Below are 23,432 nucleotides of genomic sequence, written 5' to 3' on the forward strand. Positions count from 1 at the left end.
AGCTGGTTAGAATGCGGAGATGAATACAACTACGCCACCCCTGCCGCTGCAGTTGATCGAGGAGTTCATTAATACGCGGCGCGCGGACGGTGATGGCCTGGCTACTCACGAGGAACTTGAGCAGTGGTTGACCAGTCGCGACCTGGCACCTTCTTCGATATCGGCCAACGACTCCGAGCTGTCCCGTGCTCGCGCGGTGCGCGAAGGTCTTCGAGCGGTGATCGCCGAGAACAATGCTGCGCCAGTTGCCAGCCCTCGACCGGATGGCTTGAACCCGTCTGCGCGGAATGAATTCGCCAAGCTCGCCGAGAACCTCCCCCTCGTAGTGGATGTCCGATCCAGCCCACCTCGCCTAGTTCCACAGGCGGGTTTGTCGGATGTCGATTCGGCCCTCGCGGCCTTGCTAGTGGGTGCGTTGACTGCGGTCCCTGATGGAACCTGGGTACGGCTCAAAGCCTGTCGCGAACCCAGTTGTCGTCGGGCGTTTTATGATCACTCGCGCAATCGCTCGAGGTCTTGGTGCTCTATGGAACTGTGTGGCAATCGCGCGAAGGGGCGAGCTTTTTACAGCCGCAACCAGTGAAGATCAGGTCAGGGTGCCCCGATGAATGAGATGTGAAAGAACCCGTTGGGCCGTGCAGGCACAGAGACTTGCGGGCAAATTGGTTCGTCTCAACTAATGACATCGCGGGACCCCAGTTGGTGCATTCGAATCCCGCGACGACGGCGATAGTTATGCCGAGACCACGCAGAACTGGTTGCCGTCGGGGTCGGCCAGGACAACCCAGCCGTCGTTGTCGAAACGCATGACCTCGGTGGCTCCGAGTCCTTGGAGCCGGATGACCTCGCCGGCCATGTCGTCAGTAAATAGGTCAAGGTGCAGTCGGTTCTTGCCTGAATGCGTTTCGGGTACCAGTTGCAGTGATAGCCCAACCCCCACCTTGCTCGGATCCTCGAGGTATGCAGTTCCCTCGTCCGAGGACGCGACTCGATACCCGGTGACCGCCCGCCAAAAAGTGGCGCTGCCCGCCAGGTCATTGGTGTCTACGCAGATGTTGCCAATGTTGATGCTCATTTTCTTTTCCCTCCACCTAACTTGTGTAACCATTACGCTAGTTTGACAAACTAGTGTAAGTCAATAGATGGTTAGGTATTTTTGCGCGCAACCTGGCGGAGGAAGGGTCAGAGATTGCTGGCGTCTTGGAGAAGGGGTCTTCGAACGGGGCGAGGGTGTTGGTTTACTGCCCGTTGAACTTGCCGCCGGGGTGGCTGGATCAGGCGATGCCAGTCACGCGCTGGCCAGTCGTTATGACCAATCAGCCCAACGGAATCGGCCACGGCACGTGGTCCGAGACGTCCGTCAGGTTGAAGTCCATGTCCGTGAAGAGGTCGTCCAGTAGGTAGTCGTCCACGGCCTCGATACCCAACTTGTGCCCCTGGCCAGCAAAGGGACCGTCGAGCACCTTGGAATACACACACACGCCGGTTGCCGTATCCACGGCGATGCGCGTGGGGCCGGGCGCCAGGGGATGCTCCGGAGTGAAGGGGCGGTAGCGCGTTCGCGGATTGACGGTCGCGAGCCACACCTTCCGGTTCGCGAAGCGACCTTCCACCATGTCCGTGAGATTGGACGGTCGCTGTTCGGGCAAATTGTTGGGAATGGGCGCGGGGCCCACGCATTCGACCGGATCGAGGACCGCTTGCCAACGGCCACCTCCGAACATGGGATCACCGTAGGCGGCCTCGGGGCGGCGCCAAACCAGGCCTTCGTCGGTGTAGACCGGGGTTACGAGCGCGGGCGGTAGCAGCCAGGACTTGGGGGTGGCGGCAACGTAGAAATCGTCGCGGGACTTCTCGAGCGACGTCGCCGTATAGAGCAGCTTGCCCTGCAACGTCTCGACGCGCAGATCCGTCGGGCGTCTGAGCCACGCGCGAACCGGAAGGGCTGCTGGCTGATCGTCGCGTTCCATCCAGTACAACGAGAACTGCAGCGTGTCCCACCGCCACGGGGACGATCGGCACAGCGCAGCGAACTGATTGGCCGGTACGGTCACTCGGGCGGGGCGGGAATCCCACGGTGCGCTCATGCCCCCAGTCTAGGAACTCGTACTGCACATCCCCTGAGTTGCGTGGTGCTCGGCGCGGGCGTGCCTAGGATGGAGATCATGATGCAGCCAATGACGGCGAGTGTCGGGGTATTCGTGGGGGAACAGCTTCAAGCGGCCAACGCTTCCGGGTGGCTGGCCGCGGCGACTTGTGCCCTGGGGGTCCTGGTTCTTGCATGCACCGGAGTGTGGTTAGCCGCGACCGACATCCGGTACCACCGACTGCCACGCAAAGTGGTCTGGCCGCTCTATCCCGCCGTCACCGTATTGCTGGGGGTCTCCGCGATTCTCGCTGGTGAGCCCGTTCGTTGGTGGTGGATGCTGTGGGGCCTCATGATCATGGGCGGTCTCTTCGTTCTGCTGCGCCTCGTCTACCCGGCAGGCATGGGACTGGGGGATGTTCGGCTGGCTGGAGTTTTGGGGATCGCCACGGGGTTCGCGTCCGTGGGTCATACGTTCATGGCCATTGCGGTGACCTTTGTCTTGGCGGGTTTGTTCTCTGCAGCGCTCTTGGCTATGCACAAAATCGACATGACCTCGCGCGTCGCTTTCGGTCCCTTCATGCTGGTCGGCAGTTTGGGAGTCTTGGCGTTCGTGTAGCCAGCTCCGGTAGACAAGAACCTCAGCATGCCGACCCAACTCAGGATCCAACACAGGAGGACTGCCCCGTGGCCACACCGGAATTCATCGTGGAATTGCGCAAGAAGATCGGTCACGACCTGTTGTGGCTGCCCGGTTGCACCGCAGTGGTCATCCACGAGGGCAAGGTGCTGCTCGGTCAGCGATCCGACAACGGTAACTGGGGTCTGATCACGGGCATCGTCGAACCGGGAGAGGATCCGGGCGTTGCCGCCCGGCGCGAATGCCTCGAAGAAACCGGAGTGGACGTCCAGGTCGAAGCGCTCGTGCGGGTCAAGGCCTACGACGTCGTGCGGTTCCCTAACGGGGACATATGCCAGTTCCTGGACCACACCTTCCTTTGCCGTTACGTGAGTGGCGAAGCGCGGGTCGCGGACGACGAATCCTTGATCGTCGGTTGGTATGACTTAGACGATCTGCCGCCCATTCCCGAACATCAGTTGGAACGGTTGCGGGCGGCACAGGAATTCTCGGGGACCACCGACTTCGTGCGCTGAAAATCCCATTACATTCCTCGATCTCATATGAGACGCAGGCTTTGCTCATCTGATATTCTCCGAGTGTGACCCAGCTCTCCCTGCTGCGGTTGGATGCACCCCTCTGGAGGATCTCGTGAGTTCTGACCATGCCGCGGGACAGGCCCGCCCTCTCAAACGTTCGAACCTGGATGCGCTGGACATTCCGGTGCCCGCTTATGACCGTTCCAACGTCACGGTGGGGATCGTGCACTTTGGTGTGGGTGGCTTCCACCGAGCGCATCAGGCCATGTACCTGGATCAATTGATGAACCAGGGAGAGGCCCTCGACTGGGGCATCGCCGGCATGGGTGTGCTGCCCGGAGATGCTCGGATGCAGGAGGTCATGGAGGAACAGGATCACCTCTACACACTGGTCCTCAAGCACCCGGACGGCACTCTTGAACCCCGAGTGATCGGCTCCATTGTTGACTACGTTCTGGCCCCGGCCCAGCCCGAACGGGCCATGGACCTGCTGACCGCGCCCAGCACCCGCATTGTCTCGCTGACCATCACCGAGGGCGGCTACAACTTCAATCAGGCCACGGGTCGATTTGATGAGACCAACCCCGCTGTGGTGCACGATCTTGAGCAAGCCCAAGCGACGGAGAAAGGTTTGTCGGCGGAACCTCCTGCCACCGTCTTCGGGCTGGTTGTGGAGGCACTCGCGCAGCGCAAGGTCGCGGGGATCGAACCTTTCACCGTGATGTCCTGCGACAACATTCAGGGCAACGGGGACATGGCGCGCGAGCAATTTACCGCCTACGCACGATTGCGTGACCCTGCGCTGGCGCAGTGGATCCAGGACACCGTGCCGTTCCCCAACTCCATGGTCGACCGCATCACCCCGGTCACCACGGACGCAGACCGCGAACTCGTCACGCAGGAGTTCGGCGTCGAGGACGCCTGGCCGGTCGTGTGCGAACCCTTCACGCAGTGGGCGCTGGAAGATTCCTTCGTGTCCGGACGGCCGCCGTTCGAGGACGTCGGTGTGCAGGTCGTGCCGGACGTGGTGCCCTACGAACTCATGAAGCTTCGCCTGCTCAACGCGAGTCACCAGGCCCTGTGCTACCCCGGCTACCTTGCCGGTTACCGCTACGCGCACGAGGTGTGCCAGGATCCGCTGTTCATCGACTACTTGCTGGCCTACATGGACCGAGAGGCCACACCCACCCTGCAGCCCGTCGAGGGAGTGGACCTCCACGCCTACAAGCGACAGCTGATCGAACGGTTCGCGAACCCCAACGTCCGGGACACCCTGGCACGATTGTGCGCCGAGTCCTCGGACCGGATTCCCAAGTGGCTGGTCCCGGTCATCAAAGAGAACCTGGCAACCGGGGGAGATGTCACGCTCTCCGCCACCATCGTGGCCTCGTGGGCGCGTTACGCGGAAGGAACTGACGAGGACGGCCAGCCGATCGACGTGGTCGATCAACGCAAGGACCGCGTCATGATTGCTGCCGCCCAACACGATGATGACGAACTCGCGTTCATCCGCGATTCAGAACTCTTCGGCGACCTGGTGGAACACCCTGAGTTCACCGAACCGTATCTCGCGGCACTGCGAAGCTTCCGCGGCCAAGGAGCCCGAGCCACGATCCAAGCCGCGGTCAACGGAACCCTCGCCTGACCCGCGGAGTCTCCGAGCGGCGTCGTTACCTCAACTGCTCCTCGTAGCGGCGCCGCAAGGCACCATAGCGCTCGCGGAACTCGCCGATACCCGCGTCGCCGGTGGGCTCCAACTCGCTGTAGATCACGCGGGGCCATTCGGGTTGCTGTCCGGTCGCAACCCACGCGGCTTGGCGCGCGGCGCCCAGCGCCACGTACTCCCAGGAACGTGGAACGCTCACTGCCAGGCCCAGGGTGTCCGGAAGGACACTGCGCAGCGCGTCCGACTTGGCGCCGCCGCCGATCAGAAGCACGCGCTCCACATCCACGTGGATGTCGCGCAGGATATCCAGGCAGTCCGCCAGGGAATTCGCCACGGCCAGGACGGCGGAACGCGCCAAGTTCTCACGCGTGAATGACGCCCGGGTGAGTCCGTCCAGGCGGCCAGTGGCCTCGGGCAGGTTAGGCGTGCGCTCGCCGTCGAAATAGGGGAGCATCGTGAGCCCGCCGGCATCACTGGGGCCGCTGGAAGCCAGCCGCGTAAATTCGTCCAAATCCGCACCCAAGGTCTCGGCCGTGGTGGTCATGACGCGCGCGGCATTGATGGTGCAGAGCAGCGGAAGGTGCTGGCCCGTGGCATCCGCGAATCCCGCGGTGACGCCGGAGCGATCGATCGTGGGCTCGGCGCTGCAGGCGAAGACCGTGCCCGAGGTGCCCACGGAAATGGTGACCTCGCCCGGTTCGAGGTTCAGGCCAAGTGCCGCGGCAGCATTATCACCGGCGCCTGCGCCGACCACGGCGGGAGTCTCGCCGGACCCGCCCCACTTGGAACTCAACGACCCTGCGGTCTCGTGAGCCTCGAGCACCCGCGGCAGTTCCGGAACCGCGCCGAAATACTCCTCGAGCAGCTCGGGGCGGTACCGGTTGTCCGTGGCGTTGAAATAGCCGGTGCCGGAAGCGTCCGAGCGGTCCGTGACGAATTCCCCGCACAGATGCAGCGTGAGCCAATCGTGGGGCAGCATGACCCGGTGCACGCGGGCTGCGGCCTCGGGTTCGTTCTCCCGCAGCCACGCGAGCTTGGCCAGGGTCATGGAACTGATCGGCGCCATGTTCACGGCTTCCATCCACCAATCCAACCCGTGATCGGTCACCATGCGGGCAGCCTGTGGAGCGTTGCGCACGTCGTTCCACAGCAGTGCGTCATGCACGGGCTCACCCTGGGCGTCCACGGCCACCATGCCGTGTTGTTGCCCGGCCACGGATACGCCCACGACGTCGCTGCGCTCGGGCACGCCCGCCGCTCGCCACGCGTTCCTCAGGGCTTCCAGCCACACCCGTGGATCGACACTCGTGCCGTCCGGATGGGGCGCCGTGGCGGTCGAAAGCACCTCTCCGCTCTCCAGTTCCGCGACCACTACTTTGCAGGACTGTGTTGAGGAGTCGATCCCCACCACCGTTGCGGGCATACGCTTTTACCTTTCGGACGTCGAGGGGTCAGCCGGCGCTGGCCGGGGTGGGTTCGGGGTGGTCGACGAGTGCGGCCAGTGCGTGGCGCAACGGCTCGTCGCACACAAGGACATTGATGAGCCCCGCCCTCGCGGCGGCATGTACGGCCGGTGCCCGACCGGCGTCGAAGGCGGCGGCCACCGTGGTGCGCGCGTTTCTGATCTGCTCCACCGAGGCCGCGACCACCATGGACTCGACCGGTGAGTCGACCGGCGTGCCATCCGTGGCCAGTAGGTGGCCCGAGATTTCGGCGACGGCGCCCGAGGCGCGGGCCTGCTCCGCGACCTCCGGGTTCACCCTGTTCCAGACGGTGGACAGCTCCGGAGACCAACTACCGATCGCGATCAAGGCCACGTCGAGGCTGTTCGCGCGATCCAGGGTCTGCGCAATTTCTGGGCTCTTCATGAGCGCGGGGGCGTTCTCCACAATGAGCGGTGCCCACAGGGGCCACGCGGACTGGCAGGTCAGGTCGGCCAGGAGCCGGGGAGCTGCCTGGCTGTCTTCGTTGCTGAGTGCCCCGGCCAACTGAATCACCTGATTGTGGGGGAGTGGAGGAAGTTCACGGGTCACGAGTTGGAGGGTGCGCGACCACGAAATGCCCAGCACGTCTTCCGGGTTGACCTGATCCATGAACACCCGGGCCGTCTCTCGGGCGAGGGTGTGGCGGTCCGCGGACCACGGCCCCGTTCCCACGGTGACGACTTTCTCGATGCCCAATGCGTGAGCTAGCTGGGCATCCTGGTCGTTATCCGGGATGGTGATCTCGATGCGGACGATTCCGGTGTCCTGCGCCTCCTGGATGAGGGCGGCCACCTGGAACCGGGACAGGTTCGTTTGTTTGCCGATGGCCACCTTGGATGCGCCGTCCACGAAGTACAGCTGCGCAAGTTGGGCTAAGAGTTTTTGGCGCTCCGGTTGATCACTGGGAGGCCATGGATCGGGTATGGACATTATTCACCGCATCTGAGGGGTCGGCTCTTGATCATCTGAGTCTATATGACTAGCATCACATCTCAGATGTGAATCCATAGATTCTCACTTGAGAGTAGCTGACGCTAGCTGCGCTCTTCCGACATCAGAACACCGATGACAAGGAACATCATGCGTAACAGCACAGCTGCTCCGGATCGTGTCAGGGGCCGTCATCGCACCGCAGTGCGGCGAGGAGCGTGGTGGCAAGCATTGTTACTCGCTCTCGTCACGGGTTTTGCAATGACCGGTTGCGCCGCATCCGCGGACGAAACCAAGGACGAGATCGTCGTGGCCATCGTGTCCAACCCGCAAATGCAGGACGCCATGGAACTACAGGACGAGTTCGCCAAGGCCCACCCGGACGTGAACGTGAAATTCGTGTCCCTGCCCGAGAACGAGGCCCGCGCCAAGATCACCGCTTCGGTGGCCACCGGTGGTGGTGAATTCGACGTGGTCATGATCTCCAATTACGAGACGCCGATCTGGGCCGAGAACGGCTGGATCGAGAACCTCCAGCCCTACATCGACAAGACCGAGGGCTATGACGATCAGGATTTCATCGGCTCGATCCGTAATGCGTTGAGCTACGAGGACGACATGTACTCGGTGCCCTTCTACGGCGAGTCCTCATTCCTGGTCTATAACGAGGAAATGTTCGAGAAGGCCGGCGTGACCATGCCGGAGAACCCCACCTGGCCGGAGATCAATGAGCTGGCGGCCAAACTGGATGACCCGGACAACGGCGTTTCCGGTATCTGCCTGCGTGGCCTGGCCGGCTGGGGCGAGGTCATGGCACCGCTGAGCACCGTGATGAACACCTACGGCGGCGGCTGGTTCGACGAGGATTGGAATCCGACCCTTACCTCGCCCGAGACCAAGCAGGCCGTCAACGAATACGTGAACCTGGTGCGCGAGCACGGTCAGCCCGGCGCGGCCACCTCCGGCTACGGCGACTGCATCACCCGCTACAGCCAGGGCAATGCGGCCATGTGGTACGACGCCACGGCCATGGTCTCCTCGATCGAGGATCCCGCGTCCTCCACCGTGGCGGGGAAGAACGGCTACGCACCGGCACCCGTCATGGACACCGAGGATGCAGGCTGGCTCTACAGCTGGTCGCTGGCCATCCCCAGCACTTCCGATCACAAGGACGCCGCGTGGGACTTCGTGTCCTGGATGACCAACAAGGAGTACATCAAGCTCGTGGGTGAGCGCTTCGGTTGGGAGCGCGTGCCACCGGGGTCGCGCTACTCGACCTACGAGGTGCCGGAGTACCGCGAGATCTCGCAGGCGTACGCGCAGCCCACCCTGGATGCCATGGACGGTGCGTCGCAGGAATCTTCCATGACTCACCCGGTCCCGTACGAAGGACTTCAGTTCGTGGCCATTCCCGAATTCCAGGATTTGGGCACCCGCGTGGGCCAGCAGATCTCGGCGGCCGTGGCCGGTCAGATCACCGTCGATGAGGCCCTGGAGCAGTCCCAGGCCTATGCAGAACAGGTGGCTCGCACCTATCAGCGTGAGGAAGGCCAGTAACCGCCATGTCTACGTCAACCGGGGCTGCCCGTACTGGCCGCCCGCGCAAATCCCGCGCTCAAGCACCGCGTCGCAGTGACGCGTGGCAGCGGCGCCTCCCGCTCCTGCCGGCCCTGATCTTCACGATCGTTGCCACGCAGATTCCGTTCCTGATCACCATTTGGTACTCGCTGCGTTCCTGGAACCTGTTGAACCCGGCTTCGGACGTGTTCGTCGGGCTGAGCAACTACATCGAGATCTTCGCCGACCGCACGTTCCGGCAAGTCGCGATGAACTCGGTGATCTATACGCTCGGATGCGTGTTGATCGCCATGGTGCTCGGCATCCTGTTCGCCCTGTTGCTGGACCGCAAGTTCCTGGGCCGCGGCGTGGTGCGCACCCTGCTGATCACGCCGTTCCTGATCATGCCGGTGGCGGCATCCACACTGTGGTCGGTGTCCATGTTCAACCCGACCTTCGGCCTGGTGAACTGGTTCCTAGGAATCTTCGGAATCCCGGCCGTGGACTGGACGTCCTCCCACCCCGTGGTCTCCATTTTGATCGCCCTGGTGTGGCAGTGGACGCCGTTCATGATGCTGCTGATCCTGGCGGGGCTCCAGTCCCAGCCCAAGGATGTTCTGGAGGCTGCGCAGATGGACGGTGCGTCATCCCTGCAGACGTTCTTCTTCATCACGCTGCCGCACCTGCGCCGCTACATCGAACTGTCGGTGCTGTTGGGTGCCATCTACGTGGTCAACACGTTCGACCAGATCTACTTGATGACCGCCGGCGGCCCCGGTACCAGTAGCGCCAACTTGCCCTACTACATCTACCAGCGCGCCTTCCTGGGCTTTGACATCGGTCAGGCCGCAGCCATGGGCGTGGTGGTTGTCATCGCCACGATCATCATTGCCAACTTCGCCCTGCGATTGATTTTCAAGGGCTTCATGAGCACGGAGCAGAACTGATGAGCACCACCGTTCAAACACAGACGCCCTCCGCCGAAACCTCGGAGCCGCCCGTCCGTCGCAAGCGCAAAGGAGGCGGCGCGGGCTCCGCGGCGCTCACCTTGTTCACGTGGCTGCTGGCCCTCGGGTTCTTCATGCCCGTCCTGTGGATGGTGCTCACCTCGTTCAAACAAGAGGCCGACGCCGCCTCCAACCCTCCCAAATTCTTCTTCACTCCCACACTGGACCAGTACAAGGCCGTGTTCGAGGCCGGGGCGGGCGGGTACCTGTGGAACTCGGTGATCGCCACGGTCGTGTCCACAATCCTCGTGATCCTGTTGGCCATTCCCGCGGCCTACGCGGTGAGTATTCGGCCCGTGGAGAAGACCAAGGACGTGCTGTTCTTCTTCATCTCCACCAAGATGCTGCCCGTGGTCGCCGTGATCATGCCGATCTACGTGGTGGCCGGCAAGCTCAAGGTGCTGGACAACATCTGGACCCTGGTGTTCCTCTACACGGCCATGAACCTGCCGCTCGCGGTGTGGATGATGCGCTCGTTCTTCCAAGAGGTTCCGCGTGAGGTGCTCGAGGCCGCCCAGATGGACGGTGCGTCGTTGATGACCACCATGCGCGTGGTGCTGATTCCCATGGTGGCTCCGGGCATCGCGTCCACGGCTCTGATCTGCGTGATTTTCGCGTGGAACGAGTTCTTCTTCGCACTCAACCTCACGGCCGCGGATGCAGCCACGGTGCCCATCATGCTGGTGTCCACCATGACCAGTGAGGGTCTCTACTTGGCACGTCTCTCGGCCGCCAGCGTGCTGGCTTCACTGCCCGTGGTGCTCGCTGGTTGGATCGCGCAGAAGCAGCTGGTGCGCGGCCTGTCGATGGGCGCCATCAAGTAGACAACGCCCATCGACCCCGTCAGGGGTTCACGACAGCCTTCAACGCGCCTGGGCGCGTCCCCGCGGTAAGTGCCGCGGCGACGTCGTCCAGGCCGTGTCGTGTGGTGACCAAGGAATCCAAGTCCACAAGGCCCTGCTCGACCATGCGAATGGCCGTGTCCCACGTGTTGGCGTAGCGGAAGATCCCGGTCAGGTGCAGCTGTCGCTCCTGGATCAGGGGCACCGGAAGCCGCAGGGTATCCGCGCCCATGCCGACCAGCACCACGCGGCCTTCGGGTGCCAGGCGCTGCATCCCGGAGAGAATCGCGGGCTCGGCCCCGCTGGCGTCGAGGAGCACGGTGTAGCCGCTTCCGGGGAAGGGCTCATCCGGCGAGGGAGCGTTGTCCGCACGGAAGGTTTCGGTGGCGCCGTAGTTCATGGCCGTTTCCAGACGATCGTCGCGGGTGTCGGTCACCACCACGTCCAGTGCGCCGGCCAAACGGGCGCACTGTGCGGCCAGTAGACCGACAGGGCCGGCGCCGGTCACCAGAACTCGGTCACCCAGGGTGACGCCCGCGGCGCGCACCGCGCTGATGCCCACGGAGAGCGGCTCGAGGAGGGCGGCGGCGTCGTCGGAGAGTGCGTCGGGGACGGGATGTGAGAAGGCGGCGGGGTGGGTCACGTACTCGCAGAACACGCCGTCGATGGGCGGGGTCGCGAAGAAGCGGACGGCTGGATCCAAGTTGTACTGCCCGTGCAGCGTCTGAGGGGAAAACGGCTGCGGGATCCCAGGTTCCAGGGAGACGCGCTGGCCCACGTGACGGTCGGTGACCTCGGAACCAACGGCCACAATGACGCCGGAGGGTTCGTGGCCCAGAATCATGGGCTCTTCAACCACGAAATCACCGATCCGACCGTGCTCGTAGTAGTGCGTATCGGAACCGCAGACTCCCACCGAGGTGACGCGAATCAGCACCTCGTGCGGGCCGGGTTGCGGGGTATCCCGCTGTTGGACCTCCAGTTGATGCGGTGCCAGCAAGACGCTGGCCTTCATGACGGAAGGTACAACGGGAATGTCGGCGGGGCTGGTGAGAGTCACAGTGGTGGCCTTTCGCTCGTCGGTGCCTCGGTGCCTCGGTGCCTCGGTGCGCGGAGGTCTAGGAATAAAGGAAACGTCACGCGCCCCCCAAGAGTGCGCGTGACGTTTCGGATCATGGATAAGACATCAGTCCGGGAGGCGCTCGCCTGTGCCGGCGTCGAACAGGTGGACTCGGTCCCCGTTGGTGCTGACCCAAACCGTGGTTTCGGCCGCCGGTGGTTGCCGACCATCCACGCGGATCACGATGGGACTTGCATCCGCTTCTTCGCTGGTTCCGGTATTGGGAACGGTGTCCTCATCGTGACCGGCCACCCCTGCAAAGGGGGTGACATGCTGGTCCGAGCTGTGGTCGAGGTGGCCGTAGACGTACGCGTCTGCTCCGAGCTCCTCCACGATGTCCGCGACAACGGCCAGGCCCTGGCCGTTCTCGGACGGCACCAGGTCCTCAGGGCGAACGCCCACCGTGACCTCCGGGCCGGTGAGGGCTTCCCGGGCGGCGGCGCTGAGGGGCAGTTTGAGGCTACCCAGCTCCACCGCGCCGTCATCGGTGACGGTGGTGCGGAACAGGTTCATGGCGGGGGAGCCGATGAAGCCGGCCACGAACTCGTTGGCCGGGCGGTCGTAGAGTTCGCGGGGTGTGTCCACCTGCATGAGTCGCCCGTCCTTGAGCACGGCCACGCGGTCGCCCATGGTCATGGCCTCGGTCTGGTCATGGGTCACGTAGACCGTGGTCACGCCCAGGCGACGGGTGAGGGACGCGATCTGGGTGCGGGTTTGCACACGCAGCTTGGCGTCCAGGTTAGATAGCGGCTCGTCCATGAGGAACACCTGGGGCGAACGCACAATGGCACGGCCCATGGCCACGCGCTGACGCTGGCCGCCGGACAGGGCCTTGGGCTTGCGATCCAGGTACTCGGTGAGGTCCAGGATCCTGGCGGCTTCTTCGATGCGCTTATTGCGCTCGGCCTCTCCCACCTTGGCGATCTTCAACGCGAAACCCATGTTGTCGCGCACGGTCATGTGCGGGTACAGCGCGTAGTTCTGGAAGACCATGGCGATGTCACGATCGCGCGAGGCGGTATCGGTCACCTCGTTGTCACCGATGTGAATGGCACCGCCGGTGACCTCTTCCAGCCCCGCGAGCATGCGCAGGGTGGTGGATTTACCGCAACCGGAGGGGCCCACGAGAACTAAGAACTCGCCGTCGGCGATGTCGAGGCTGAGGTCAGAAACTGAGGGGCGATCGGCCCCGGGATACTGACAGGTGACCCTGTCGTAGCGCACGCTGGACATGTAGTTCCTCTTTCCCGGCAGGCACGTGCCGGACGATCCGTAGGAGAAAAGGACGGCGGGAGTGACCTGCGCCACTCTCATCTGAGATCATAGCGAAACTCATGTGATAACCGCCACCCTTTTCAGCACGGAGAAGAGGAACACCTTACGTGAATCAGGCGCGGGGGATGTTGCGCAGGTTGGAACGCGCCATGGACACGGCCTCACCCGCGCCGCCGTTGAAGACCATCTTGGACATGGCCGTGGCGAACCCGAAGACCTGAGCGCTCTCGATGTGCGGCGGGATCGACAGGGCATTGGGATCCGTGATGATTTCCACGACCGACGGGCCCTGGTGTGCGAGCGCCGTGGTGAAGGCGCCCTCCAGATCCTTGGGTTGCTCCACGCGAATGCCCTGCAGACCGGCGGCCTGTGCAATGGCCGCGTAGTTGGTCTGCGGTACGTCCACGCCGAAGTCGGGCATGCCGTCCACGAGCATCTCCAGCTTGACCATACCCAGGGACGAGTTGTTGAACACGACCACGGTTACGGGCAGGTTGTAGGCCGCCAGGGTCAGGATCTCGCCCATCAGCATGGACACGCCACCGTCACCGGAGACCGAAATGACCTGGCGATCCGGGTAAGCCATCTGCGCACCGATGGACTGGGGGAGCGCATTGGCCATGGACCCGTGCAGGTACGAGCCGATCACACGTCGAGTGCCTAACGGGTTGATGTAACGAGCCGTCCACACGTTGCACATGCCGGTGTCCGCCGTGAAAATCGCATTGTCCGAGGCCACCTGATCCAGAATCGAGGCCGCGTATTCGGGGTGAATCGGCGTCATCTTCTCGACCTTGCGCGTGTACGCCCCCACGGCCTTGTTCATGAGCTTGTCGTGCTTGGCCAGGGTCTTCTTGAGGAACGAGCGGTTCTTCTTCCGCTTCAGCTCCGGCAACAGCTTGAGAATGGTGGACTTCACGTCACCATGGACGGGGATGTCCACACCGGTGCGGCGGCCGATCACGGAGGCGTCCGTATCCACCTGGATGGTGGTGACGTCCGGCAGGAACTGGTCGTACGGGAAGTCCGTGCCCAGCATGATCATCACGTCGGCGCCCTTGAGTCCCTCGGCCGCGGCGCCGTAGCCGAGCAGCCCGGTCATGCCCACGTCGAACGGGTTGTCGTACTGGATCTGGTCCTTACCGCGCAGCGAATGCCCGATGGGGGCACCCAGGGTGTCGGCCAGCGCGATCACCTCATCGTGGGCGCCCGCCACGCCGATGCCCGCGAAGATTGCGACGTCCTTGGCGTTGTTCAGGGCGGTCGCCATGCGCTCGATAGTTGCGTCCGAAGGGACGACGGCGCCCGGTTCCGGCACACAGAACGGCCGCGCCTCGGCCTGGGTCTCGGATTCGGCGAGGTCACCCGGCAGGGTCACCACGGCCACACCGGGAACGGTCATGGCGTGCTGAATGGCCGAGCTGACCACGGCCGGGGACTGCTTGGGTGTGCTGATCAGCTCCGAGTACACCGAGCACTCGTTGAACAACCGGTCCGGGTGGGTCTCCTGGAAGTAGGACGATCCGATGTACTGCGACGGGATGTGGGAGGCGATCGCCAAGACCGGGGCGCCGGATCGATTGGCGTCGTAGAGGCCGTTGATCAGGTGCAGGTTTCCCGGTCCGCACGAACCGGCGCACACCGCCAGTTGGCCGGTGAGTTGAGCCTCCGCGCTCGCGGCAAAGGCTGCGGCCTCTTCGTGGCGCACATGAACCCAGTCAATGCCCCCCTTGGCAGATCCGCCGGTACGGCGAACCGCATCCACAATGGGATTCAGGCTGTCGCCCACCACGCCGTAAATGCGCTGGACGCCAGCGTCCATGAGTTGCTGGATGATTTGCTCTGCGAGTTTCACGTATTGCTCCTGCCGAACGGGGGTGACCGTGGCTCGGTCACAAGGTTGCTTCCGATCCAGCATAGGCGGACAGAAACACATCGGGGAGGGGTTTGTGAGGCGCAGGACCGCGCTTGGTGAGGTGAATCACTCCAAGGATGCGTCAAGAAAAACTTGACAGACCACCTCGTGTCAATGTTTCCTTGACACATGACTTGCGAACAGAAAACCAATGCATCCCGCACCCAAGCACACTGGACCGACATCGACTGGGCAGCCATCGACTGGACCGCCGTGAACTGGGCGGAGACTGCTTCACCCCGGATCAACTGGGTTGATTTCTACCGCAGTGCTCCTACCATCAACTTCGCGGGCGGAACCGCCCATCCCGTTCGTGGTACGTCCACCGCGAGTGATACACAGACCACCGCAACCGGGACCGGCGACGAGAACTACGGCGCAGCGGCGTCGTCGTGGACCGCTCAGCGCGAATTTCCCGTGACCGTGTTCGGTATCCGCGAGCCGCAGCCGGGCCCGCGTTGGAAGGCCCTGTTCGACGCGACCTGGCCCGCCTACCGTGCCTTCTACCAGTCCGGCCCGGACGCGCGACCCGAATTGGCAGAAGCCCGCGGCATGCTCGAGAAGTACATGCCCGAGCTGATGCCCACGTGGCGCAAGCTCGTGGAATTGACCGGCAACGACGACGTCGCGGCGCGCTTCCTGACCATGTGGAACTTCCCCGCGTTCGCACCGGCGTGCTCGCAGGCCGCCCTCACCGGCGAGGAGACCTCGCTGACCCGCAACTACGACTACGTCCCGAGCCTGTGGGAAGCCACCGTGTACTCGAGCGAGTTCACCGGGCGCAAGGTCATCGGCACCGGTGACTGCCTGTGGGGCCTGCTTGACGGCATAAACGACGCCGGTCTGGCCGTGTCCCTGACGTTCGGCGGCCGCCCTGGATCGGGCCCGGGCTTCGCGGTCCCGATCGTGATCCGCTACCTGCTGGAAGTGGCCGAAACCGCCGAACAGGCACGCGAGCTGCTGCGGGACCTGCCGGTCTCCATGTCCTACAACATCACGGTGGTGGACACTTCCGGCGACAAGTTCACCGCGTTCGTGGCGCCGGGCCAGCCGGCCGAGTTCTTCGACGCCTGCACCGCGACCAACCACCGCGGCAAGGAGCCCGAGTACCCCGCCAAGGCCGCACAGTTCTTCTCCAAGGAGCGTCTCGAGCACTTGGACCGCACGGTGGAAACCGAGATCACCGCGGACGAGATGCGCGATCAGTTCCTCACGGATCCGCTCTACCAAGACAACTTCTCCGGCGGCTTCGGCACGCTGTTCACCGCTCACTACCGCCCGGACAAGGGACACGTTGAGTACCGCTGGCCCGGTGTGTCCTGGAAGCGCGGTTTCGAGGACGCGGACGACACCCTGGACGTCGTACTGGTGGGCCGCTGAGCCTCGGTGGGATGATGGTCACGTGAGTACCGAAATTCCTGAACCCAGTGACGGACCTACTCCCGTGGCCCAGCTGGAGAGCGCGGCCATGGAGGTCGTGCGCCAGCTCGCCGCCAGCGGTGACCCGGAAGCGTTCCAGGCGCTCCTGCGCTTGAGCGGAACCGTGGGCGAGTCCCTCGGGATCAGCGCGCGCAACGTTGCGGCGGCGTCGTCGTGGACCGCCGTGGCCGGTGCGGCCGGGACCTCCCGGCAAGCGGCCTGGTCCCGCTGGAAAGCCTGACCTATACCTTAAAAGCTTTGGCCCCGCACGGTGCGTGCGGTGCCAAAGCTTTTAGCCGAGAGCCGGTGACCGATCGCTAGGACCGATCAGTGGTTGGCTCAGTAGTTACCGGTCATGGTGGTGACGTCCAGAGCCTTGTCCAGCTGCTCCTCGGTGAGCTTGTCGCCGTCCACGTAGCCGAGCTCGATGGTGGCCTCGCGCACCGTGACCTTGTTGGCCACGGCGTGCTTGGCGATCTTGGCCGCGGCCTCGTAACCGATGGCCTTGTTGAGCGGGGTCACGATGGACGGAGAAGCTTCAGCCAGGAAGGTGCAGCGTTCCTCGTTGGCGACCAGGCCGTCAACCATCTTCTCCGCGGCAACGCGGGAGATGTTGGCGAGCAGGCGGATGGACTCGAGCAGGTTGGCGGCCATCACGGGGATGCCCACGTTGAGCTCGAACGCGCCGTTGGTGGAGGACAGTGCCACGGTGGTGTCGTTGCCGATGACCTGGGCGGAGACCTGGATGGCGGCCTCGCAGATCACGGGGTTGACCTTGCCCGGCATGATGGAGGAACCCGGCTGCAGGTCGGGGATGTGCAGCTCGCCCAGACCGGTGTTGGGACCGGATCCCATCCAGCGGATGTCGTTCATGAACTTCATGTAGGAGTACGCGATGTTGCGCAGCTGCCCGGAAGCCTCGACCAGACCGTCACGGTTGGCCTGGGCCTCGAAGTGGTTGCGGGCCTCGGTGATCGGCAGGCCGGTTTCTTCGGCCAGCAGCTCGATCACGCGGGCGGAGAAACCGTCCGGGGTGTTGATGCCGGTGCCCACGGCGGTGCCGCCCAAGGGAACCTCGGCCACGCGGGGCAGGGAAGCGTCGATGCGCTCGATGCCGTAGCGGACCTGTGCTGCGTATCCACCGAACTCCTGACCCAGGGTCACCGGGGTGGCGTCCATCAAGTGGGTACGGCCGGACTTCACGATGTTCTTGAACTCTTCGGCCTTCTTCTCCAAGGAGGTAGCGAGCACATCCATGGCGGGCTTGAGGTCGTTGATCAGCGCGTTGGTCACGGCCACGTGCACGGAGGTGGGGAACACGTCGTTGGAGGACTGCGAGGCGTTGACGTGGTCGTTGGGGTGGACCTCCACGCCCTCGGACTCCAGCGAACGGGAGGCCAGGGTTGCCAGGACCTCGTTGGTGTTCATGTTGGAAGAGGTTCCGGAACCGGTCTGGAACACGTCGATGGGGAAGTTCTCGTCGTAGTCACCGGAGGCGACGGCGTCAGCGGCGTCGCGAATGGCCTGAGCGCGCTGGGCGTCCAGGACACCCAGTTCCTCGTTGGCGGTGGCTGCGGCCTTCTTTACCTGGGCGAGCGCCTTGATGTGCTGGCGCTCCAGGGTGGAGCCGGAGATGGGGAAGTTTTCCACGGCACGCTGGGTCTGGGCGCGGTACAGGGCGTTCTTGGGAACGCGGACCTCACCCATGGTGTCGTGCTCAATGCGGTACTCAGTATTTTCTGCCATGACCCCTAGCTTATGCGCTCGGATCGGGGCCGGGCTGACGGTGGCGTGCCGTGACACGCCACCTTGCCGTGCAGAATCGAGTGCGCTGTCAGCCGCGCTCCGGGAACCACGGGCCGTGGCCGTAGACGAGTTCGGCCTTGCCGGCATCCAGGTGATAGAACACGCCGATCACTGCGGCGTCACCCTTGGAGACGGCCGCCGCGATCGAACGGGACTGGTCCAACATGCGGGCGGCAGTCTGCTTGGTGTGCTCCACGACCATGTCGGAGAGGGTGTCCAGACCCTTGCGCTTGGACTCCAGGACGGAAGGCGTGATGCGCTCCACCAGGTCGCGCTGGAAGCCGCGCGGTAGCTCGCCGGAGTCGACGGCGTTCTTGGTCGCCGTCACGGCGCCGCACGAGTCGTGGCCGAGCACCATGATCAGGGGAGTGCCCAGCACATCGATGGCGTACTCGAGCGTCCCCAGCACCGCATTGTCGATGACCTGCCCGGCGGTGCGGATCACGAACGCGTCACCCAGGCCCAGGTCGAAGATGATTTCCGCGGCCAGCCGGGAGTCCGAGCAGCCGAAAATCACGGCGAACGGCTTCTGTTTATGCTCCAGTTCCTTACGGCGCTGCGCATCCTGGTGGGGATGCAGGGTCTCACCTGCGATGAACCGCTCGTTGCCGTCCTTCAATCGCTGCCAAGCATCCTGCGGCGTCTTGGGCATGCTGGTCGGCTTGTCGGCGTCGCTGATCTTCGGTTGGATCTTTTCGCTCACGGTGGCTCCCGGTTCGACTCACGGTTGGTGCGTCACGGGAGCGTGCCCCGGTGGCGCGTTCCTAGCGTAAACCTCAGGGTGTTGTGCCACGCACCGCGCATGAACATCTGGGCCAGCGAATCCCGAGCGCAAACAAATATGGCAGACGTTCGTAGCAAAAACCGCACTTCGCGTGCGAACCACTACCCCAGATGCCGGGAGACCAACAATGTGTGCGAACCTCTGCCCGAGATGCAGGCAGCGCCGCGGATTCTGCGAACCTCTACCTCAGATGTGCCGCTCCATGATGCGGGCGAGGTGTGGGCTCAGCGCCCCTCGGCCAGCGCCTTCGCAACGTGCTCGAATTCGCCCTCGGTCGCCTTGCCCGTAAGGATCACGGTGGAATCATCGAGTTCGCCGACCCACGCGGTGAATTCTTCCTGCTTACCCGAGGGGTCACGGTGGTGAATGTCCCACGAGATGCCACCCACGTTCTTCTGCCCGGTCGCGGGAATCAGTTCTGTGCGCTGGGCCAACCATGTGGGGTTGGACTCGGCCGTCTGCACCATTTCGACCAACCGGTAATTGGGGGAGAGGTAGCCAACGCTCCAGAGGGGAACGCCTTCTTGAGAGTTGGCCTGCCAGCGCGCGTAGTTGGCGGTCCAGTCGTCGCCAAGTTCGGGCGCAGCCGGAGTGAACTCCGCTTGCTCCGCTACGAAGCCCGCTTCCTCGGAAACGTTCACATCCGCGCGGTAGGGCTGAGCATCAGGCTTAGGAGCGAGCCACAAGAACGGCAGGATGAGCATGAGCAGCACCGCCATGGAGATGATCATGCCGCGGATGGGTGCGTTGATTTTGGCCGCCTGCTTGGTGGTGATCTGGGGCAGCGGGGCGCCTTCCTCCGGGGTTGCGGAGGTGACCTGAGGCTCGTCAGGTTTGCGGGGCGGCGTCGTAGCTGAATCACTCACCCCTCTATTGTGCCGTGCCGTGACATACCCGCCCAATCGGACAAGGCCGGGGATATGCTGGAAACGCACGCAAGGCTTGTGTGCTCGCCCACGAACACGTGCGTCGCGAGATTCACGAGCGCAGCTGACTCGAAGGTGAGGAACATGGCGACTCAAACAACCGCAGGTAGCGCTTCAGGTAACGCGGCGGACCGAAATCTGGCTCTGGAACTGGTCCGCGTTACGGAGGCTGCCGCAATTGCCGGTGGTCACTGGGTTGGCGCGGGTGACAAGAACCGAGCGGACGGCGCGGCAGTGGACGCCATGCGTTCGTTCCTGTCCACGGTGAGCTTCAACGGAACCGTGGTGATCGGTGAGGGCGAGAAGGACGAAGCCCCCATGCTGTACAACGGCGAGCAGGTGGGTGACGGGCACGGCCCCGCTTCGGATGTGGCCGTTGACCCCATTGACGGAACCCGGCTCACCGCTCTGGGCATGAACAACGCCCTGGCCGTGATTGCCGTGGCGGACGGCGGTTCGATGTTCGACCCCTCCGCCGTGTTCTACATGGACAAGCTCGTGGTCGGCCCGGAAGCCGCTGACATGGTGGACCTGCGTCTGCCTGTCAAGCAGAACCTTCACCTCGTGGCCAAGGCCCGCGGCGTGAAAACCAACCAGCTCACCGTCTGCGTGCTGGACCGTCCCCGTCACCAGGGTCTCGTGGACGAAATCCGCGCGACCGGTGCCCGTACGCGCATGATTCTCGACGGCGACGTCGCCGGCGCTATCGCTGCGTGCCGCGAGGGAACCGGCGTGGACGTGATGATGGGCATCGGCGGTACGCCGGAAGGCATCGTGACCGCGTGTGCAGTCAAGGCCACGGGTGGTGTGATCCAGGGTCGCCTGGCTCCCACCGATGAGGCCGAGCGCGAGAAGGCAGCCGAAGCGGGCCTGGACGTTGACCGCATCTTGACCACGGACGAACTGGTGACCTCGGACAACTGCTTCTTCGCAGCAACCGGTATCACGGACGGCGATCTGCTGCGGGGTGTGCGTTACCGCGGGCCCAGGATCACCACCCAGTCCATCGTGATGCGTTCCAAGTCCGGCACCGTGCGCATGGTCGAAGCCGAGCACGTGGCCAAGAAGTGGGAGAAGTACGAGCGCGGCAACAACTGATCCACTGGCCTCTTTGAAGTCATTGAATACTCGCGCGTGATTGCCCCACGGGGTGGTCACGCGCGAGTGCTGTCCACAGCTAAGCTGTATGACGGTGTGCTGGGGACTAACGAAAGGACGCACCGTGTCATTGAGCGTGAACCCGTGTGACAACCGGAAGACGTGGGACGCCAGGGTTCGCGTGACCGGCGGAAATCCCCAGCTGCTGTGGGGTATCGGCGAGGCAGAAGCCCTCAGCGATGAGCAGATCAGCGTGGAACGCGTGATGGTGAACCGCGCCAATCAAACGATCGGCTACGGCCAGCTCCTGATCTACCCCGAAGACAAGCACACGGTGGTGGACGCTCGATCATTGCACGTGAAGAGTCCCCACGAACTCGTCAAGGTGCTGGGTGCGCTTCAGGACTACGCCCGCGAGAAGCACGACGGTGCGGTCCTTCGCATCAGCCCGGACACAGCGGTCAACCCGCAGCTGCTTTCCGACCTTGAAGAGGCGGGCTATCGCCGTCGGGACAAGATCCGCAAGGGTGAGGCCGGCCCCCGCGAACTGATCGTGCGTCTGGGCGAAACCGAGAGCGACCTGTCGAAGCGTCTCTCCAGCGGGACCCTCGAACGTTGCCGTGCCGGACTCAAGGTCGCCGGCGTGAAGGTTCGCCGCGTTTCCGCCAACACTCAGAGCTTGGCCAACGTAGGCCTGCGCACCGCTCACATCGATGATCTGCTCAAGGCTGTGGGCCAGGACTCCGTGTTCCTGGTGGCCACCGAACAGGCCGAGGGTGAGCAGGAAACTGCACTTGGCTACCTGTGGTTCGTGCACACCGGTGAGTCCGCGCTGTTGTATCGCGTGGGCTTCACTGATCGCGCCCGCCAGTTGGGTGTGGACGACGCTCTCTTGCTCACCGGTCTGGTGCAGCTCCAGCAGCGCCGCGTCCACAATGTGGTGGCCGGCGATCCGGATTCCGAGAACGCGTCTGTGGTTCTGCGCGAGCTCGCCGAGGAGCAGCGTGAGATCCTGGGCGTGTGGGAGTACCCACTGGTCAGCGCCTATCAATTGGCTGGCCGCGCCGAGAAGACCAGGCACAAGATTTTCGGAGAGCGCCCGCCCAGGAAGAAGCGCCGCTTCAAGGTTCTTTCGGCGCAGCCCGCTCGCGAGGATGATCCCACCGCGCCCGAGACCGGTTCCCTCGCGGCGCAAGATGCCAATAGCGCCGTCGACGCCGATCCGGACCTCGCTCGCCAGCCCGCCGCACCCAAGCAGAAGAAACAGCCGAAGTCGGCCAAGCCTGCGGCGTCGGTTTCCGAACCCTCAGGTGACGCGGCGACCGACACCGCTGACACGACCGAGCAGCCAGCGAAAGACAAGAAGTCACGTAGCCTGCCCAAAGTCACGGTCCCCAAGGTGTCCATGCCCACGCGCCCATCCTTCATGAAAAAGGACGACGCCGACGACGCCGCCTCGAGTGCCGATTCGAATGGCACCGATCCTGCCGAGCGCGGAAAGGTCCGCGGCTTCGCGCGACGGGTCGTGGACGAGGGCACCGCCGCCATGCGCGACGCCGCGCGCTGGTAAGACTCACCACCCTGGGAGGACACACCTGAAGGGTCGATAGGATCCTCGGGAACACCTCAGGCGCCGTTGGGACCCTTTTGGCCAGCGTGGAAGGTTCTAATAACACCTCAGGTGTAAACGTGGGCTCTAACGCGACGTCAGGCGTGGCGGTTCTCGCGAGATGACGAACGCATTTGAGGAGCCGGTAGGACCCTCGGGAACACCTCAGGCGCCGTTGGGACCCTTTTCGCCAGCGTGGAAGGTTCTAATGACACCTCAGGTGTAAATGTGGGTTCTAACGCGACGTCAGGCGTGGCGGTTCTCGCGAGATGACGAACGCATCTGAGGGGCTGGCGGGGCCCTCCGGAACACCTCAGGCGCCGTTAGGGCCCTTATGGCCAGCGCGGAAGGTTCTAATGACACCTCAGGTGTAAATGTGGGTTCTAACGCGACCTCAGGCGCGGCGGTACTCGCGAGATGACGAACGCATCTGAGGGGCCGGTAGGACCCTCGGGAACACCTCAGGCGCCGTTGGGACCCTTTTCGCCAGCGTGGAAGGTTCTAATAACACCTCAGGTGTAAACGTGGGTTCTAACGCGACGTCAGGCGTGGCGGTTCTCGCGAGATGACGAAGGCATTTGAGGGGCCGGTAGGACCGCGGGGAACACCTCAGGGGCCGTTAGGGCCCTTATGGCCAGCGTGGAAGGTTCTAATGACACCTCAGGTGTAAACGGGCCCTTCACAGATGAGCATGGGTAGCCGGGTGCGTGGGGGCGTTTCGGAGCGCGTGTTGTGGGGTCTGGGTAGAGG

Annotated in this window: 21 protein-coding genes; 11 read left to right on the forward strand and 10 right to left on the reverse strand. The window is 63.8% G+C overall.

Annotated elements, in window-relative coordinates:
- Nucleotides 1–19 precede the first annotated feature (19 nt).
- Complete coding sequence (locus EWV37_RS06105) at nucleotides 20–583, forward strand: CGNR zinc finger domain-containing protein (protein WP_202976190.1); 564 nt, start codon at nucleotides 20–22, stop codon at nucleotides 581–583.
- 150 nt (nucleotides 584–733) lie between these two features.
- Here EWV37_RS06105 and EWV37_RS06110 read toward each other — a convergent pair whose 3' ends face one another.
- Nucleotides 734–1,075, reverse strand: coding sequence for a VOC family protein (locus tag EWV37_RS06110; RefSeq protein WP_095796844.1), 342 nt, complete (start codon nucleotides 1,073–1,075; stop codon nucleotides 734–736).
- 241 nt (nucleotides 1,076–1,316) lie between these two features.
- Nucleotides 1,317–2,087 carry a hypothetical protein gene (locus EWV37_RS06115; RefSeq protein WP_129700458.1) on the reverse strand — a complete coding sequence of 257 codons (771 nt, stop codon included), beginning with the start codon at nucleotides 2,085–2,087 and terminating at the stop codon, nucleotides 1,317–1,319.
- A 78-nt stretch (nucleotides 2,088–2,165) separates the two neighbouring features.
- Between EWV37_RS06115 and EWV37_RS06120 the strand changes: the two genes are divergently transcribed.
- The 3 genes from EWV37_RS06120 to EWV37_RS06130 all read left to right on the forward strand — a co-directional run bounded on the left by EWV37_RS06120 (nucleotide 2,166) and on the right by EWV37_RS06130 (nucleotide 4,889).
- Nucleotides 2,166–2,705 carry a prepilin peptidase gene (locus tag EWV37_RS06120; RefSeq protein ID WP_238663094.1) on the forward strand — a complete coding sequence of 180 codons (540 nt, stop codon included), beginning with the start codon at nucleotides 2,166–2,168 and terminating at the stop codon, nucleotides 2,703–2,705.
- Between the two features lie 68 nt (nucleotides 2,706–2,773).
- Nucleotides 2,774–3,241 carry an NUDIX hydrolase gene (locus tag EWV37_RS06125; RefSeq protein WP_129700460.1) on the forward strand — a complete coding sequence of 156 codons (468 nt, stop codon included), beginning with the start codon at nucleotides 2,774–2,776 and terminating at the stop codon, nucleotides 3,239–3,241.
- 115 nt (nucleotides 3,242–3,356) lie between these two features.
- Nucleotides 3,357–4,889 (forward strand): mannitol dehydrogenase family protein, encoded by a 1,533-nt coding sequence (locus tag EWV37_RS06130; RefSeq protein ID WP_129700462.1) that lies wholly within the window; start codon nucleotides 3,357–3,359, stop codon nucleotides 4,887–4,889.
- 25 nt (nucleotides 4,890–4,914) lie between these two features.
- Here EWV37_RS06130 and xylB read toward each other — a convergent pair whose 3' ends face one another.
- Together xylB and EWV37_RS06140 are read right to left on the reverse strand one after the other, a co-directional pair.
- Nucleotides 4,915–6,333 (reverse strand): xylulokinase, encoded by a 1,419-nt coding sequence (xylB, locus tag EWV37_RS06135; protein ID WP_129700464.1) that lies wholly within the window; start codon nucleotides 6,331–6,333, stop codon nucleotides 4,915–4,917.
- A gap of 28 nt (nucleotides 6,334–6,361) precedes the next feature.
- Nucleotides 6,362–7,324: a sugar-binding transcriptional regulator gene (locus EWV37_RS06140; protein WP_095796839.1), complete on the reverse strand. Its 963-nt coding sequence runs from the start codon at nucleotides 7,322–7,324 to the stop codon at nucleotides 6,362–6,364.
- 150 nt (nucleotides 7,325–7,474) lie between these two features.
- Between EWV37_RS06140 and EWV37_RS06145 the strand changes: the two genes are divergently transcribed.
- The 3 genes from EWV37_RS06145 to EWV37_RS06155 are packed head-to-tail and all read left to right on the forward strand — an operon-like array spanning nucleotide 7,475 to nucleotide 10,712.
- Nucleotides 7,475–8,881, forward strand: a complete 1,407-nt coding sequence (locus tag EWV37_RS06145; protein ID WP_095796838.1) for an ABC transporter substrate-binding protein — start codon at nucleotides 7,475–7,477, stop codon at nucleotides 8,879–8,881.
- Nucleotides 8,882–8,886: 5 nt separating this feature from the next.
- Nucleotides 8,887–9,828: a carbohydrate ABC transporter permease gene (locus EWV37_RS06150; RefSeq protein WP_095796837.1), complete on the forward strand. Its 942-nt coding sequence runs from the start codon at nucleotides 8,887–8,889 to the stop codon at nucleotides 9,826–9,828.
- On the forward strand, nucleotides 9,828–10,712 hold the full coding sequence (locus EWV37_RS06155; RefSeq protein WP_016995848.1) for a carbohydrate ABC transporter permease: 885 nt from the start codon (nucleotides 9,828–9,830) through the stop codon (nucleotides 10,710–10,712). The genes EWV37_RS06150 and EWV37_RS06155 overlap by 1 nt, the downstream gene beginning before the upstream one ends.
- 19 nt (nucleotides 10,713–10,731) lie before the next feature.
- Here EWV37_RS06155 and EWV37_RS06160 read toward each other — a convergent pair whose 3' ends face one another.
- The 3 genes from EWV37_RS06160 to EWV37_RS06170 form a co-directional block, all read right to left on the reverse strand.
- Entirely contained in the window at nucleotides 10,732–11,745 is a 1,014-nt protein-coding gene (locus EWV37_RS06160; protein WP_129700466.1) for an NAD(P)-dependent alcohol dehydrogenase, read from the reverse strand.
- Nucleotides 11,746–11,916: 171 nt separating this feature from the next.
- A complete protein-coding gene (locus EWV37_RS06165) occupies nucleotides 11,917–13,083 on the reverse strand; it encodes an ABC transporter ATP-binding protein (protein WP_129700468.1) in 1,167 nt (388 codons plus the stop codon).
- Nucleotides 13,084–13,237: 154 nt separating this feature from the next.
- Nucleotides 13,238–14,947: a pyruvate dehydrogenase gene (locus tag EWV37_RS06170; protein ID WP_380098543.1), complete on the reverse strand. Its 1,710-nt coding sequence runs from the start codon at nucleotides 14,945–14,947 to the stop codon at nucleotides 13,238–13,240.
- Between the two features lie 222 nt (nucleotides 14,948–15,169).
- On the opposite strand from EWV37_RS06170, the gene EWV37_RS06175 reads away from it, so the two are divergent.
- Together EWV37_RS06175 and EWV37_RS06180 are read left to right on the forward strand one after the other, a co-directional pair.
- Nucleotides 15,170–16,420 carry a C45 family autoproteolytic acyltransferase/hydrolase gene (locus EWV37_RS06175; RefSeq protein WP_129700472.1) on the forward strand — a complete coding sequence of 417 codons (1,251 nt, stop codon included), beginning with the start codon at nucleotides 15,170–15,172 and terminating at the stop codon, nucleotides 16,418–16,420.
- 22 nt (nucleotides 16,421–16,442) lie between these two features.
- On the forward strand, nucleotides 16,443–16,700 hold the full coding sequence (locus tag EWV37_RS06180; protein ID WP_129700474.1) for a hypothetical protein: 258 nt from the start codon (nucleotides 16,443–16,445) through the stop codon (nucleotides 16,698–16,700).
- 98 nt (nucleotides 16,701–16,798) lie between these two features.
- On the opposite strand, the gene EWV37_RS06185 is transcribed toward EWV37_RS06180, so the two are convergent.
- From EWV37_RS06185 to EWV37_RS06195, 3 genes are all read right to left on the reverse strand, one after another.
- Nucleotides 16,799–18,205 (reverse strand): class II fumarate hydratase, encoded by a 1,407-nt coding sequence (locus EWV37_RS06185; protein ID WP_129700476.1) that lies wholly within the window; start codon nucleotides 18,203–18,205, stop codon nucleotides 16,799–16,801.
- Between the two features lie 88 nt (nucleotides 18,206–18,293).
- Nucleotides 18,294–18,917, reverse strand: a complete 624-nt coding sequence (locus EWV37_RS06190; protein ID WP_095796991.1) for a carbonic anhydrase — start codon at nucleotides 18,915–18,917, stop codon at nucleotides 18,294–18,296.
- A 356-nt stretch (nucleotides 18,918–19,273) separates the two neighbouring features.
- Nucleotides 19,274–19,915 (reverse strand): DUF4245 domain-containing protein, encoded by a 642-nt coding sequence (locus EWV37_RS06195; RefSeq protein ID WP_129700478.1) that lies wholly within the window; start codon nucleotides 19,913–19,915, stop codon nucleotides 19,274–19,276.
- Nucleotides 19,916–20,059: 144 nt separating this feature from the next.
- On the opposite strand from EWV37_RS06195, the gene glpX reads away from it, so the two are divergent.
- Together glpX and EWV37_RS06205 are read left to right on the forward strand one after the other, a co-directional pair.
- Nucleotides 20,060–21,073, forward strand: a complete 1,014-nt coding sequence (glpX, locus tag EWV37_RS06200; RefSeq protein WP_129700480.1) for a class II fructose-bisphosphatase — start codon at nucleotides 20,060–20,062, stop codon at nucleotides 21,071–21,073.
- Between the two features lie 124 nt (nucleotides 21,074–21,197).
- Nucleotides 21,198–22,643, forward strand: coding sequence for a hypothetical protein (locus tag EWV37_RS06205; RefSeq protein ID WP_129700482.1), 1,446 nt, complete (start codon nucleotides 21,198–21,200; stop codon nucleotides 22,641–22,643).
- The last annotated feature ends 789 nt before the right edge of the window (nucleotides 22,644–23,432 follow it).

Origin of the sequence: Kocuria carniphila (assembly GCF_004136555.1) — a bacterium.
Lineage (GTDB): Bacteria > Actinomycetota > Actinomycetes > Actinomycetales > Micrococcaceae > Kocuria > Kocuria carniphila.